This is a genomic window from Streptomyces sp. NPDC091279 (assembly GCF_044757465.1).
Classification (GTDB): domain Bacteria; phylum Actinomycetota; class Actinomycetes; order Streptomycetales; family Streptomycetaceae; genus Streptomyces.
The window spans coordinates 291,417-305,336 of record NZ_JBIVVA010000005.1; the positions used below are offsets into that span (position 1 = coordinate 291,417).

At 72.4% G+C, this 13,920-nt stretch carries 10 protein-coding genes; 4 read left to right on the forward strand and 6 right to left on the reverse strand.

Going from position 1 to position 13,920, the window contains the following annotated elements:
- Positions 1 to 52: 52 nt before the first annotated feature.
- Both ACIQOU_RS14710 and car read right to left on the reverse strand, forming a co-directional pair.
- Entirely contained in the window at positions 53 to 916 is an 864-nt protein-coding gene (locus ACIQOU_RS14710; RefSeq protein WP_401537054.1) for a TrmH family RNA methyltransferase, read from the reverse strand.
- 166 nt (positions 917 to 1,082) lie between these two features.
- Positions 1,083 to 4,577 (reverse strand): carboxylic acid reductase, encoded by a 3,495-nt coding sequence (gene car, locus ACIQOU_RS14715; protein ID WP_401537055.1) that lies wholly within the window; start codon positions 4,575 to 4,577, stop codon positions 1,083 to 1,085.
- A gap of 636 nt (positions 4,578 to 5,213) precedes the next feature.
- On the opposite strand from car, the gene ACIQOU_RS14720 reads away from it, so the two are divergent.
- Positions 5,214 to 5,852, forward strand: a complete 639-nt coding sequence (locus tag ACIQOU_RS14720) for a TetR/AcrR family transcriptional regulator (RefSeq protein WP_401537056.1) — start codon at positions 5,214 to 5,216, stop codon at positions 5,850 to 5,852.
- 625 nt (positions 5,853 to 6,477) lie between these two features.
- Positions 6,478 to 7,842, forward strand: a complete 1,365-nt coding sequence (locus ACIQOU_RS14725; protein ID WP_401537058.1) for a hypothetical protein — start codon at positions 6,478 to 6,480, stop codon at positions 7,840 to 7,842.
- Positions 7,843 to 7,849: 7 nt separating this feature from the next.
- On the opposite strand, the gene ACIQOU_RS14730 is transcribed toward ACIQOU_RS14725, so the two are convergent.
- Positions 7,850 to 10,216 (reverse strand): tetratricopeptide repeat protein, encoded by a 2,367-nt coding sequence (locus tag ACIQOU_RS14730; protein WP_401537060.1) that lies wholly within the window; start codon positions 10,214 to 10,216, stop codon positions 7,850 to 7,852.
- 297 nt (positions 10,217 to 10,513) lie between these two features.
- On the opposite strand from ACIQOU_RS14730, the gene ACIQOU_RS14735 reads away from it, so the two are divergent.
- Complete coding sequence (locus tag ACIQOU_RS14735) at positions 10,514 to 11,068, forward strand: glycoside hydrolase family 25 protein (RefSeq protein ID WP_401537062.1); 555 nt, start codon at positions 10,514 to 10,516, stop codon at positions 11,066 to 11,068.
- A 43-nt stretch (positions 11,069 to 11,111) separates the two neighbouring features.
- Here ACIQOU_RS14735 and ACIQOU_RS14740 read toward each other — a convergent pair whose 3' ends face one another.
- Positions 11,112 to 11,774 carry an NADPH-dependent F420 reductase gene (locus ACIQOU_RS14740; RefSeq protein ID WP_401537064.1) on the reverse strand — a complete coding sequence of 221 codons (663 nt, stop codon included), beginning with the start codon at positions 11,772 to 11,774 and terminating at the stop codon, positions 11,112 to 11,114.
- 99 nt (positions 11,775 to 11,873) lie between these two features.
- Positions 11,874 to 12,608: a FadR/GntR family transcriptional regulator gene (locus ACIQOU_RS14745; RefSeq protein ID WP_401537066.1), complete on the reverse strand. Its 735-nt coding sequence runs from the start codon at positions 12,606 to 12,608 to the stop codon at positions 11,874 to 11,876.
- 70 nt (positions 12,609 to 12,678) lie between these two features.
- Here ACIQOU_RS14745 and ACIQOU_RS14750 point away from each other — a divergent pair, with 70 nt between their 5' ends.
- Positions 12,679 to 13,467 (forward strand): ABC transporter ATP-binding protein, encoded by a 789-nt coding sequence (locus ACIQOU_RS14750; RefSeq protein WP_401537347.1) that lies wholly within the window; start codon positions 12,679 to 12,681, stop codon positions 13,465 to 13,467.
- 51 nt (positions 13,468 to 13,518) lie between these two features.
- On the opposite strand, the gene ACIQOU_RS14755 is transcribed toward ACIQOU_RS14750, so the two are convergent.
- Entirely contained in the window at positions 13,519 to 13,731 is a 213-nt protein-coding gene (locus ACIQOU_RS14755; RefSeq protein WP_401537068.1) for an EF-hand domain-containing protein, read from the reverse strand.
- Positions 13,732 to 13,920: the final 189 nt, after the last annotated feature.

The window sequence follows — 13,920 nt, forward strand, 5'->3', positions numbered from 1 at the left end:
CCGAACGCGGGCCAGGCCCAACTACCCCGTACCGTGAGGGGAGTTGACCTGCTCATGGAGTCGTTGTGGCCCGGCGGCCGATCCGTTGCCGGAGAGCTTCGTAGAGGATCGCGGTGGCGGCGTTCGCGGCGTTCAGGGAGCTGGCGGCACCGGCCATCGGGATGCTGACCGTGAAGTCGCACAGGCCGCGCCAGCTGTTGCTGAGCCCGGAGGTCTCGTTGCCGATGAGCAGCAGGGTCGGCTGGGTGAAGTCGAAGTCGAACACCTCGCAGTCACCGTGCTCGTCGGTGCCGACCAGGACGATCGGCGTTCCGGCGGCCCGGCGGGTGTCGGCCCACTCCATCACCTCGCCCGGTGACGGCACCCGGACGGCGGGCAGCGAGAACAGTGAACCGGTGCTGGATCGCACGGACTTGGGGTCGTAGACGTCGGCGGCGTGCCCGGCGACGATCAGACCGTGGGCGCCGAGGGCGTCCGCCGAGCGGAGGATGCTGCCGATGTTCCCGGGGCTGGTGGGCCGGTCGAACAGGACGCCGAGGAAGTCGTCGGGGACGCTGATCCGGGCGAGGTCGTCGGCGGGCATCTCCACGACGGCGACGATCTCGGGCGGGGCCTCGCTCTTCTCGCCCAGCTCCATGAGGAGTTCCGGGGCCATCGCGATCTGCTCGGTCCGCACCGAACGGAGCAACTCCCGCGCCCACGTGGACAGTTCGCGTTCGCCGTCGTAGAGGAGCGTGCGGACGGGCCAGCCGCGTTCCACGGCGAGGGAGATCGGGCGGACCCCCAGGACCAGGAACTCTCCGGCGCGCGTGCGCTTGTTCCGGTTGCCGAGCAGGGCCTGCCACTGCTGGAAGCGGGCGTTGCGCGAGGTGATCCGCTGCACCGCCGGCACCCGCTCTCCACGTGACCTCGACATTCCCGAAACCCTAGCGGCCACCCCACCCCCGGGCAAAACACCTCCGCGCCGACGCATCCGGGGCCCCACGAGGACACCGGTCCCGGCGGGCCCCCGCCCCGGCCGAGCCGACCGCGCCTGAGCGGGGCGACCCGCGTGCATGCCGGGCCGCCTCGCTCAACCGCCGTTACAGGATGCCGAGTTGGCGCAGGTCTGTCGGGTACTTGGTGATCAGCTCCGGGGACAGGTGGGGGATGTTCTTGTCGTCGCCGATGCCCGCCTCGCGGACCGCCTTCTCGAAGCGGTCGGCCGGGATGATCGAGCCGGCGAGCGGCTCGTCGGGGTGGGCGAAGGCGTGCAGGAGGGGCAGCAGCGACTGCTGGCGGCGGGACTCGGGCAGGGCGCGCAGGGCCGTTTCGAAGCGGGCGAACCAGTCGTCGTAGTCGTCGACGCGCCGGATCGGATGACCGGCCTCGGTCAGCCAGTCGACGAACGTGTCCAGCGAGACGCCGTCGTCGTGCGGGTTGACGACGTTGTAGGTCCGGTAGCCGTCGGTGGCGTGGGCGCCGAGCGTGTTGACGGCCTCGGCGACGAAGTCGGCCGGCAGACCGTCGTAGTGCGCCCGCTGCCGCTCGCCCGCCAGACCCGTGCGGTAGAAGGAGCCCGGCGCGATCCCCGTCGTGACCAGGCTGAACAGCAGCCGGGTGAACAGGTCGGGGACGTTGAGCTGGCCGGTGTGGCGGCGGTGGGCGAGGATCATGTCGGAGCGGAACACCGTGACCGGCAGCCCGTACGCCTGGTGGGCCTCGCGCAGCAGGACCTCACCGGCCCACTTGCTGGTCGAGTAGCCGGTGGCGTACCCGTCCGAGAGGACGCGGACGGGGCTGACGTCGCGGATGTCGGCCCACTCGTCGAGCCGCGCCGGATCGAGGTCGCTGGCCACGCCGACCGTCGAGAGATACGTGACCGGCTTCAGCTTCCCGGTGAGGGCGAGCCGGATCAGCTCGGCGGTGCCGACGACGTTGGGGCCGAACAGCTGGTCGTAGGGCAGGACATGGTTGACCAGGGCGGCCGGGTGGAGGACGAGGTCGACGTCGGCGGCGAGCCGGTCCCAGGTCGCGACGTCGAGCCCGAGGCGTTCCTGCCCGATGTCCCCGGCGAGCACCTCCAGGTGGCGGTCGGCCAACTCCCGGTAGCGGGCGAGGAGTTCGGTGTCGCCGCTGTCGAAGGCGCTCTCCAGCCGGCGTCGGGCGTCCGCGTCGTCCCGGCCGCGTACGACGGTGACGAGGCGGCCGCCGGTGGTGGCGAGCCGCTCCAGCCAGTCCAGGCACATGAACCGGCCGAGGTAGCCGTTGGCGCCGGTGAGCAGCACCGTCCGTACGGCGTCCTGCGCTGTGGGGCGCGGGAGTTGGGCGGCGCCGCTCAGGGTGGCGGCGTCGATGAACTTCTCCAGGGTCAGATCGGCGGCCCGCGCCTCGGGGCTGCCGGGGCCGTGCACACCGGCGACCGAGGGGCGCTTGGCTCCCGAGGTGCGCTCGCTCTCGATGTGGTCGGCGATGGTGCGCAGGGTGCTGCCGGAGCTGAGCAGGAGGCCGACGGGGACCTCGGTGCCGAAGATGTCCTGGAGCAGCCGGGAGAAGGTGAGGGCGGAGAGGGAGTCGACGCCGAGGTCGGTGAAGCGGGCGGTGGGAGCGAGGTCGGCCGGTGCGCAGCCGAGCAGGGCGCTCGCACCCCGGCAGATGGTCTCGAACACCGGCTGCTGCGGGCCCGCTTCGCGCAGCGCGCGCAGGGCGTCCTCCTGGCCGTCGGCGAGCTGCTCGTAGAGGGCTTCGAGCCGCTCGCCGTACCGTTCCTTGAACCGGGGGTGCAGGTTCTTGCCGATCTCCGACAGCAGGCCGCCCTCGATGCTGAACGGCTCGGTCTCCACGAGGAAGTCGCGCGGGATCTCGTACGGCTCCAACTCCGCCTGCCGGGCCATCTGTTGCAGCGATTCGCTGATCGCGCGCCGGAGTGCGGCGGGGCTGTCGGCGCCTTCAAGCGCGTCCTCGGTGGGGACGACCACGGCGAGCAGGTAGGCGCGCCGGCTGTTGCCGTAGACGTAGATCTGCCGGACGAGCGGGCTGTTGACGAAGAGGCTCTCCAGGCGGGAGACGGTGACGAACTCGCCCTGGGCCAGCTTCAGTACGTTGTTGCGGCGGTCCACGTAGACGAGCCGGTCCGGGGCGGTCTCGGCCATGATGTCGCCGGTGCGGTAGAAGCCGTCGGCGTCGAAGACCGCGGCCGTCGTCTCGGGGCGCCGGTAGTAGCCGGGGGTGGCCATTCGCGTCTTGAGCAGCAACTCGCCCCGGGGGTAGGGCCGGTCGGAGGTGAGGTAGCCGAGTTCGGGGACGTCGACGAGCTTGTACTCGATGACCGGGGGCCGCTGCACGACCGAGTTGAACATGACGAAGCCGGCCTCGGTCGAGCCGAAGGAGTCGTTCATGGGCAGCCCGAGGCAGGACTCGACGAACGCCTTCAGCTCCGGCGCTATCGGCGCGCTGCCGCACTGCAACTCACCCACCCGGTCGCCGAAGAAGCGCTCGCGTAGATCCGCCCTGACCGCCGCCTCCAGCTCCGCCCGGTCGGTGAACTCCCCTGCCCTGCGCACCGTTTCGCTCTGGAACTCCTGGAAGAGCGTGTCGCAGACGCGCGGCACGAGCAGCAGCCGGGTCGGCCGGACGAGCGCCATGTCGTCGAACAGGGTCGACGCGTCGCTCTTCGCGGTGAAGTACGAGACGCCGCCCCGGCCCAGGCCCGCGTAGAGGGTGACGCGGGCGGCCACATGGCTCATCGGCATGTAGTTGACGCCGATGGAGGGCAGTCCCTCCCGGCCCGGGCCCCAGCCCAGCCAGAGGCAGCGCAGCATGTACTCGGTGTAGATGGCGCCCTTCGGCGCGCCGGTGGAGCCGGAGGTGTAGATGAGCAGCTTCATCGCGTCGTCGGCCGACGGGGGCGGGGCGACAGGCGGCAGGGCGCGGCCGCGTTCGGTGACGGCGGTGAGGGCGTCGATCGCGCTCAGCCCGGCGTCGGCGAGCCGGGCGCGGGCGGCCTCGAACCGCTCCCGCTGCTCGTCGACCTCGGGCCGGTAGTCGAAGACGACCAGACGCGGCCTGGGCTCGCTCAGCAGCACCAACTCAACGGCGCTGTCGAGGAGTTCGGCGCTGGTCGCGAGGATGCGCGGGCGGGTCTCCTCCAGGATGGGCGCCAGCCGGGTGAGGGAGGCGCTCGACTGCAACGGCACGGAGACCGCGCCCGCCCGCAGGCAGGCGAGGTCGAGGGCGGCGTAGTCGACGCTGGTGAACCCGTACTGGGCGACGAAGTCCCCTTCGTTCAGGGGGTGTTGGTCGTTGCCGCGCCATTCGGCGGCGATCGCGCCGGCCCGTTCCCAGATCTCGCGGTAGCTGAGGGTCTCGAAGCGGGGCAGCAGCCGGAGGGTGGTCCGGCCCGTCGCCGGGTCCGTCACCGTCTCCGTCGCCCGTTCACCGAAGGCGGGGCGGTCGGCGTATCCGTCCATGACGGTGGAGACGAGGCCCAGCAGGCCGCCTTCGCTGTCGGGCAGGGCGGCGCTGACGGACGGCAGGGACAGCGTGGCGCGCGCCTGCTCGTCGTCCACGAACGGACCGGACTCGGGTACCGAGGACACGAGTTCTCACCGACTTTCCATGAGGCATCAGGGGAGGTGGGGCGGTGGGGCATTCCATGAGAGGGGCCCGCACGGTGGGGCGCGCGGGTCACGTGGGAGGAACGGCGTACGCGGGGTGGGGCATACGGCTTGCTCGGGGTGGAGCGGAGGCACCTGGACGCCGGACAGCGGGGCCGTGCGTACCGCGTCGCGCACGTGCCACGGGGTGCATGCGCCGCAACGGGGCACTCGCACCGCAACCCGCCTACGGGCAACAGGAGTTGGGGCGCTCGTGGCCGGGCGCTCCGCCGGGCCCCGTTGCCGGGGCGCGGTGGGGAACTGGCACGCTGGAGCCCCTGTCGCCAGGGGCGCGGTCGAGGCTCGCGCCCGTCACCGGCACGGTGGGCCGGAGAGGGAGGGAGGGAGCGGGGGTGGGGAGTAGCGGCGGGGCGGCGGGGCGGGCGGGCCGTCCGCCTGCTCGGCTAGGTGCGTGAGGGCGGGTAGGCGGGGCGTGCCGTCGGGTGAAGTGGCTCGTGTGCTGTGTCGGTGGGGGGAGTTGACACAGTGCCTCCAGACGCGAATCTCCGTGTACCCAACAACCATCCTTTTTTCGTTACGTGCCTGTCAAGTAAAGCAATGGCAAGCTACTCTGATCGGATGCGCGAGATGGCCGAAAACGACAAGGCGAGCGGCGCCGAGGCCAAGGTGCGCGGCAGGCCGCGCGACCCGGCCGTGGAGAAGGCGATCCTCCGGGCGACCGTCGAGCGTTTCGCGTCGGACGGGTACTCGCGGATGACCATCGGTGACATCGCGGCGGACGCCGGTGTCACCCGCCCCACCGTCTACCGGCGCTGGGCCAACAAGCACGACCTCGTGGTGGACGCGCTCGACTTCAACTACCAGGAGGAACGGGAGCGCAACCCCATCGCCCCGCTGGAGGAGCTGCCCCCGGCGGAGGCGCTGCGCAAGGCGCTGGAGTACGCCGCTCCGTTCGGCGCGTCCGGCCGCGGCATGACCGTCATCGGGAACGTCCTCGCCGAGGCCAAGGTCACCCCGGGCCTGGTGGAACTGGTGCGCCGGCACGCCGTCGCCCCGCGCGTGCAGCCCCTGATCGACACCCTCCGCCGGCTGTGCAAGGAGGGCGCCCTGCACCCGGACACCGACGTGCAGGTCATCGCGGACATGATGATCGGCAGCTTCTACTCCTCCTACCTGCGCGGCGGCGGCGAGGACCCCCAGCTGCCGGGCCGGGTCGTCGCCGCGATCTGGCCGGTTATCGCCGGTCAGGAACGGTGACACGGGGCCACGGAACGGGTCCCAGGGGGCGCCGCCGCCCGAACCCCCGCACTCCGGGCCCGCCCCGTACGCCCCGATAGCATCAAGGGAAACGGCGGACGAAGCAGCGGCGACAGCACGCTCGGGCACGGGGGACGGACGACGGTGACGGGTGGGGCGGCGCGGTTGCGGGTACCGGTGGGCGAGGACGCCGAGCGATGGGTCACCCGCACGGGATGTCACCGGGTCCTGTTCGTCGTGCACAACGTGACGTCAGCGACCCGGCTGCTGGACGTCATCCCCCTGCTGCACAGCGACCTCCGGGTGCAGATGTTCGCCACCTGCACGGGCTCCTCGCCGTTCCTCGCCGGGGTGCCCGAGCTGCTGGCCCGGGCGGGGCTCCCGGTGCTGCCCTGGGAGCAGGCCAAGGACACCACGTTCGACCTGGTGGTGTCCGCGAGCTACGGCGGCGAACTCACCTCCCTCCAGGGCAAGTTGACCGTCTTGTCCCATGGCGTCGGATACAATAAGAGACTGGCCACACCAGCCACCAGCCACCAGCCACCAGCCACCAGCCACCAGCCACCAGCCACCAGCCACCAGCCACCAGCCACCAGCCACCAGCCACCAGCCACCGGTTTTCGGGATGTCGGGGGAATGGGTGCTGGAGAACGGCCGGCCGGTCGCCGATGCCACCGTGCTGTCCCATCCGGAGCAGGTGGACCGGCTGCGCGAGGCCTGCCCCGAGGTGGCGCCCACCGCCGTGCTCGCGGGAGACCCGTGCTTCGACCGTATCCTCGCCGCACTCCCCCAACGTGACCGTTTCCGGCGGGCGTTGGGCGTGGGGCCGGGGCAGCGGCTGATCGTCGTCAGCTCGACGTGGGCGCCGCGTTCGCTCTTCGGCGGGGCGGGCGGCGACGCGGAGTCGGGCACGGACGACCTGCTGCCGTGGCTGCTGGCCCGGCTGGCGGCGGAGCTGCCGGTCGACGAGTACCGCACGACGGCCGTCCTGCACCCCAATATCTGGCACGGCCACGGCCCCGGGCAGGTCCACGCCTGGCTGGACGGCGCACAGCGCGCCGGTCTCGAAACGGTCCCGCCCCTCGACGGCTGGCGACAGGCCCTGATCGCCGCCGACTGCGTCCTGGGCGACCACTCCAGCGTGACGTACTACGCGGCGGCGATCGGCGTGCCCGTCCTGCTCGGGGCGTTCCCGCAGGCGGACCTGGACCCGCACTCCCCGGTGGCCGAACTCGGCCGCACCGCACCCCGGTTGGACCGGCGTGGCAGTCTCCGCGCCCAACTCGACCGGGCCGTCGCCGCGCACGACCCCGGCCGGTACAAGGAGCTGACGGACCAGACCAGTTCCGCACCGGGCGAGTCGGCCACGCTCCTCCGGCGCCTGTTCTACGGCCTCATGGACCTCCCCGAGCCCGGCAGCCGGCCCGCGCTGCTCGACCCGCTGCCCCTGCCGCCGTTCCGCCCGGCCCGCGTCACCGCCCCGATCCGCGTCCTGACCGGGGCGATCAGCGCGGCGCCGCCGGAGGTCACCGTCGTCCGGTACGCCGTCGTCGGCGACGAGCCCGACCCGGCGGAGCACCCGGCGGCATGGGTCGACGCCGCGCACACGGTGGTCGACGAGGAGACCCGGGAGACCGGCCGACTGCGCGTCGCGGACATCGTCGTCCGGCGTGCGGACGCGGCCGATCCGCGGCTCGGGCCACCGGCCGCCTGGACGGCGGAGGCGCTCGACCGGTATCCGCACTGCGGTCTGGTCGCCTACGTCGACGGCCCTGACCGCTGCGTCGTCCGCACCCGCGACGGACGGCTGGTGCGGCTGTCGGCCGCCCCGGACGCCGAGGGACGGCCCGACCTGTGCGACCCGGCGCTCCACGCCTCCGCGTTCTACGCCTGGACGGTGAACGGCGGGGCGGCGGACGTCCCCGAGATCGGCGTGCGGACCGGTGCCACGACGCACCACGTCACCGTCGAGGCGCTCCCCTCGTCCTGAACGGCCCTCACAATTCCGCGAGTTGGGCGCGGACGCGGGCCAGGGCGAGCTGGTCGCCGGTCTCCTCGAAGCAGGCGACGGCGGTCCGCAGATCCTCGGCGGCCAACTCCGGTCGGCCACAACGGCGGTGGCAGCGGGCGCGGGCCTCGACGGCGTCGGCGAGTTGGAGTCCGGCGCCCGCCTCGGTCATGGCGTCGACGGCCGAGTCCAGGCAGACGCGGGCGAGTTCGGGGTCCCCGGCCGTCAAGTGGGCGTCGCCCAGGCTCATATAGACGCGGCCCGCGTTGTAGGAGTCGCCGCCGGGCAGGGCGCGGAAGCGGGCGAGGGCGTCGTTGAGCCGGGTGAGAGCGGCGGGGAACTGCCCCTGCCTGGTCTGGGCGCGGCCGATGTGGTGCTCCAACAGGGCGGTGGCCCGCGGCACATCGGCCCGGCCGTCCTCACCCTCACCGATCCTGCTGAGGATCACCTGCGCCTCCTCGAAGCACCGCTGGGCCGCCTCGAACTGCCAGGTCCGGAGGTTCAGCAGCCCCAACGCCTCGACGGCGGTGGCCTCGCCCCGGTGGTGTCCGCACTCCCGGTCGGCGGTCCGGGCGTGCTCGAAGGCGTCCCGGGCGTCGTCGGCCTGGCCAAGTCCCATGTGCCCGAAGCCGAGTTGGGTCCACATCCGGCCCACGGAACGCGGGTCGCCGAACTCGGCGGCGTGCCTGCGCGCGGCCTCGACCCCGAGCCGATGGGTGTCGACCCACTGGGTGTGGAAGCCGAGCAGCAGATGCAACCCCCACATGGCTTCGCAGAGTTGCCAGACGAGGTCGTCGCAGTCGTGCTGGGCGGCGGCCCGGATGACGGCGGCGAGGTTCTCCCGTTCAAGCCGCAGCTGTGCGAGGGCCCGCTTGCCGTCGGCCGGGTCACGCTGCTCGGGCAGGGTGAGGCGCTGGTAGGCGGGGCCGAGGCGCCAACGCAGCGGCATGACACGGAAGTCGGCGCCCGCCGCGAACCGCAGCTGCCCGACCGCCACCCGGCGGACGGCGGCCCTCATGCGGTGGGGGCCGTCCTCGGTGACGGCGAGCCCACGGGCGTGCGCGCGGGTCAGATCGTGGAAGCGGTACCGCTCCTCACCGACCTCCTCCAGCAGATGCGCCCCCGCCAACTCCTCCAGCAGCGACCGGACTTCGCCTTCCCCGACACCGGCGGCCTGCGCGGCCAGCGGGACGGTCACCGTCGGCCAGCTGCCCACCGCGAGCGCCCGGTACAACGCGGCGCAGGCCGGGGTCAGTTCGCCGTAGGCGACATCCTGGGCGAGCCGGACGGGGTCGGACGTACCGGGGTCGGCCATGGTGTCGCCCTCCTCGTCGGGGCCGCGCGTCCCGGACAGTTGGCGCGCGACGCGTTCCCAGGTCAGATGTTCCCGGACGGCCAGCCTGGCGCCCGTCGTGCACACGGCGAGGGGCATGCCCCCGGTGCCCTCCGCGACGGCCCGCACCACCGCGTCCGGCGCGGGCGCCCGGTCACCGCCGACGACCCGCCTGATCAGACGCACGGCGTCGTCCGTCGACAGCGGCCGCAGCGCCAGCGGCCGGGCCCCGTACTCGCTCACCAGCCGCCCCGGCCGGTGCCTGCTCGTGACCAGCACCAGCGACCCGGACGACGCCGGAAGCAGCGGAACGACCTGCGCGTCACTGTGCGCGTTGTCCACAACGACGATCAGGCGCCGGTCGGCCGTGCAGGCGCGGTACAGATCGCGTTGCCGTGCCTCGTCGCCCGGCACCATCGCGGCCGGTACCCCGAGCCCCTCAAGGAACCGCGCGAGCACGTCGGACGGCGCGAGGGCGGTCCCGGCCGAGGCGCCGTTCAGGTCGGCGAAGAGCCACCCGTCGGGAAACCGCTCGCCCAGCTCCGCCGCGCACCGCACGGCGGCGGCCGTCTTGCCGATGCCGCCGGGCCCGGTGAGAACGGCGATGGTGGGCGCCGTCGCCGCCCGCCCCTCCGTGTCCAGCAGCCCGGTCACCCAGTCGAGGACGTCGCCGCGGTCGGTGAACACCGGTGTGGTCGGCGGCAGCATCCGCGGCCGGGACGCCCCGGGCGCCACGGCGGGCACGGCACGCGGCGCCAACCACGAGGCCTCCCGCGCCCATTCGCCCACCTCACGCGCCAACGCGGGAGAGCTGCGGGCGAGTTCCATCAACTGCGCCACCGCAGCGGCCCGCTCGCCCTCGGTCGTGGGCAGCACGGGCACGGTCGCACCGCCGCGCGAACGGCCCAGCAGCTCATGGAGCCGCTCGGACATCCGTCTGCCGAACTCGCCCCCGGCCCCGGACAGCGCGCCCGAAGCGACGGTACCGACAGCCGAGAACGCCATCCCCATCAACGCTTCCACCGTGGACTCCCCCAACTCGCCTTTGCGGCAATGGTATCGACGCGATGCGGACGCCGAGCGGGGGAAGAGCGAGGGATGTCCGAGCGACCCACCCCCGCTCACGCCGCGAACGGCCCCCCTGCACACGGACGACCGTGTCCGATTGTTCCGTGAAGTCAGGTTACGTACTTCGTCCGACGCCTGACCGGAATTGACCTCTCACCGCGTTCACACACCCGGAATGAGACCCTCGTGCGACGCTGAAAGGAAGGCCCTCTCCAACTTCCCTCCCCCCACCAGCACTTCAGGGAGTTCCCCATGTTGCGCGGTATCGACGTGAGCGCGTTCCAGACGTCGTACGACACCGACGGTCTCTCCTTCGCCTTCGTCAAGGCGACCGAGGGGCGTTCGTACGTCAATCCCCGGCTCAGCTCCCAGACGAAGATCGCCCGGGACGCCGGACTCGTCGTCGGCTTCTACCACTTCCTGTGGCCCGGCAACCTCACCGCCCAGGCCGAGTACTTCGTCAAGAACGCCCCGGAGAAGGCCGGCGACATCCTCGCCGTCGACTGGGAGACCACCGGCGACGGGACGCACGCGACCAACGCGGAGAAGGACACGTTCATCCGCGCGGTGAAGAAGCTGCGGCCGAACAACAGAGTCGTCCTCTACTGCAACCGCAACTTCTGGCTGAACATCGACACCACCTCGTACGCGGGTGACGGTCTCTGGATCGCCGACTACGTCACCGCGGGCAAGCCCCGCATCAAGGCCGACTGGCTCTTCCACCAGTACACCAGCACCCCGCACGACAAGAACGTCGCCGACTTCGACGACCAGAGCGACCTGGAGGACTGGGCGAACCTCGACTGAGCCGGGTGCGGCCGAGCCGGGTGCGGCCGAAGGCGCCGCGCGGTCAGCCTCGGAAGCCTTCGGGGCGGGTCGGGCTCGCCTCCGCCAGCGCCTTCTCGACACCGGCCACGTCCGCGCGCAGCCCGTACACCGGCGAGTCCGGCTGCTGGCGCCAGGAGTCGTCGATGCCGCCCGCGTCCACGGTGTCGAAGCCGAGCGCGTCGATCAGCGCCCGCACCGTGGCCTTCGCGGCCTCGTCGTCACCGGCGACCGGGAGGGCGATGCGGTCGGCGGCACCGGCCGGACGGGGCCGGTCCAGCAGGTCCTGGGCGAAGGTGCCGTTGAACGCCTTGATGACGGGGTGCCCGAGGTGCTGTTCGGTCCAACGGCTCTCGGTGAGGCCCTCGTCCTCGATCGCGGCGATCCTGCCGTCGCGCTGCTGCGGGTAGTAGTTGCCGGTGTCGATCACGGCGACGCCGTCGGCCGCCCCGTCCAGCAGGCCGGACGGCAGCCCCGGCACGGCCTTCAGCGGGACCGTGACGACGACGATCTCGGCGCCGCGCGCCGCCTCCTCGGCCCGCACCGGTGTCGCACCGGTCTCCTCGGCGAGGGCCGTCAGGGTCCCTGGGCCACGGGAGTTGGCGACGGAGACGTCGTGCCCGAGGGCGGTGAGCCGCCGGGTGAGATTGCCGCCGATGTTGCCCGCGCCGATGATGCCGATCTTCATGGTTCGCCTCGCCCTTCAACGCTGTGCTCGATGGGATGGTGCGTGGGCCGGGAGCCGGTTGCCGCGCTCCGCACCCCACCAACCTCTCCCCCGGCCACGCTATTCCGCCCGCCCGCCGAACGGGTGACCGTCGCCGCACCCCTCCCCGAGCAACCTCAACGTCTCCGTCAACTCCCGCGTCAACACGGCCACCGCGCCCTCCTCGTCGCCCTCGATGACCGCCCGCACCAGGGCCGCATGGGTGTCGTCGTGGACCTGGGGATCGGCTGCGCGCAGCGGCAGCAGGGCGAGCAGCGCGGTCAGCCCCTCCCGCAGGGACGGCGCGAAGTCGGCGAACAGCGAGGTCAGCAGCGGGTTGTGGGCGGCGGCGACCACCGCAGCGTGCAGCGCGATGTCCGCCTCGACGAACGCCGCGTCGTCCGCTCCGGCCGCCGCCCGCCGTCCGGCCAGCGCGGCCCGCAGCGCCGTCGCGTCCTCGGGCGTACGCCGGTGCGCGGCGAGCCGGGCCGCGTGCACCTCGACGGCCATCCGCACCTCGTACACCTCGCTCACCGCCGCCCGCCGCAGCCGCGTCGGCCAGTCCGTGACCGGTTCGACGGCGATGACGAAGACACCGGCGCCCTGCCGGGGCCTGACCAGACCGGCACCGGCCAGCGCGCGCACCGCCTCCCGGACCGTGGAACGGCCCACGCCCAGCTCCTTGGCGAGGGTCGTCTCACCGGGCAGCCGGGTGCCGACCGGCCAGTGCCCCCCGGCGATCTGGGCACGCAGCCGGTCAGCGGCCTGTTCGACCAGCGGGCTGGGCCGAAGGATTCCGAGCGACGGCACGGACATGAGGGCGCCCTTCCACTGATCCGAGTGCAACTTGTCTGAGGAGCTGAGGGGTGGATAGCGTACCGGGATGATGAGCGAGGTACTGCGCGCCGAGGACGTCCACGTCGTGCGGGACGGGCGGCCGATCCTCCAGGAGGTCTCCCTCACCGTGCGGGCCGGTGAGCACTGGGCCCTGCTCGGGGCCAACGGCGCGGGCAAGTCGACGTTGCTCCAGCTGCTCGGGGCGCTGACGCATCCGACGCGCGGGACGGTGGAGGTGCTGGGGCGGCGGATCGGGCGGGTGGATCTGCGGGAGCTGCGGACGTTCGTCGGTCATGTCGATCCGCGGCATCCGCTGAGCGAGCCGCTGCGGGTGCGGGACGTCGTCCTCACCGGGCTCACCAACTCCGTTGCCCCGGTGCCGCGTTGGCGGCCGACGGCGGAGCAGGAGGCGCGGGCCGACCGGCTGATCGACACCCTCGGCCTCGCGGAGCGGCGGGAGGCGCGCTGGCCGACGCTCTCGCAGGGGCAGCGTGGGCGGGCGCTGATCGCGCGGGCGTTGATGCCGGAACCCCGGCTGCTGCTGCTCGACGAACCGGCGACGGGGCTCGATCTGCCGGGCCGCGAGCAGCTGATCGGGGCGTTGGACGCGTTGCGCGCGGAGCATCCTCGGTTGGCGACGGTGCTGGTCACCCATCATCTGGAGGAGCTGCCTCCGGGGACCTCGCACGCGATGCTGCTGCGGGACGGGCGGGTGCTGGCGCAGGGGCCTGTGGACGGCGTCCTCACCGGCGATCAGGTGGGCACGTGCTTCGGTCTGCCGCTGGTGTTGGAGCGCGGCGACGGTCGGTGGAGTGTGCGTGTCCGGCGCCGGGTATGACGAAGGGGCGCCCGTACGGCCGTTCCGGCCCGGGCGCCCCTCTTCACCGGCTCACTTGCTCAGGTGCGTCCAGAACTCGTCGAAGGACAGCACCTTGTCGCCGTCGAGGTCACGGGACTTGATGATGGCCTCGGCGACCGACTCGGTGACGTTCCAGTCGCCGCCCTGGGCGAGGGCGGTCTTGAACTCGGCGGCGGTGATGAATCCGTCGCCGTCGGTGTCGATCCGCTGGAACTCCTTGCGTGCCTCTTCGATGTCCGCCACCGGACCGCCCCTTTGTTTCGTGTACACGTTGACGCAGCTCAGATTATCTGCCCGTACACACCAAAAACGCCGGGGGCGGGTGGCAGGGGTTTCTGGCCGACTGCGGCACCGTCGTGGCTGTCCGCGCAGTTCCCCGCGCCCCTTGAGCGCGATGCCCAACCGTCGACACCAAGCCAAGGACCCCCTTCG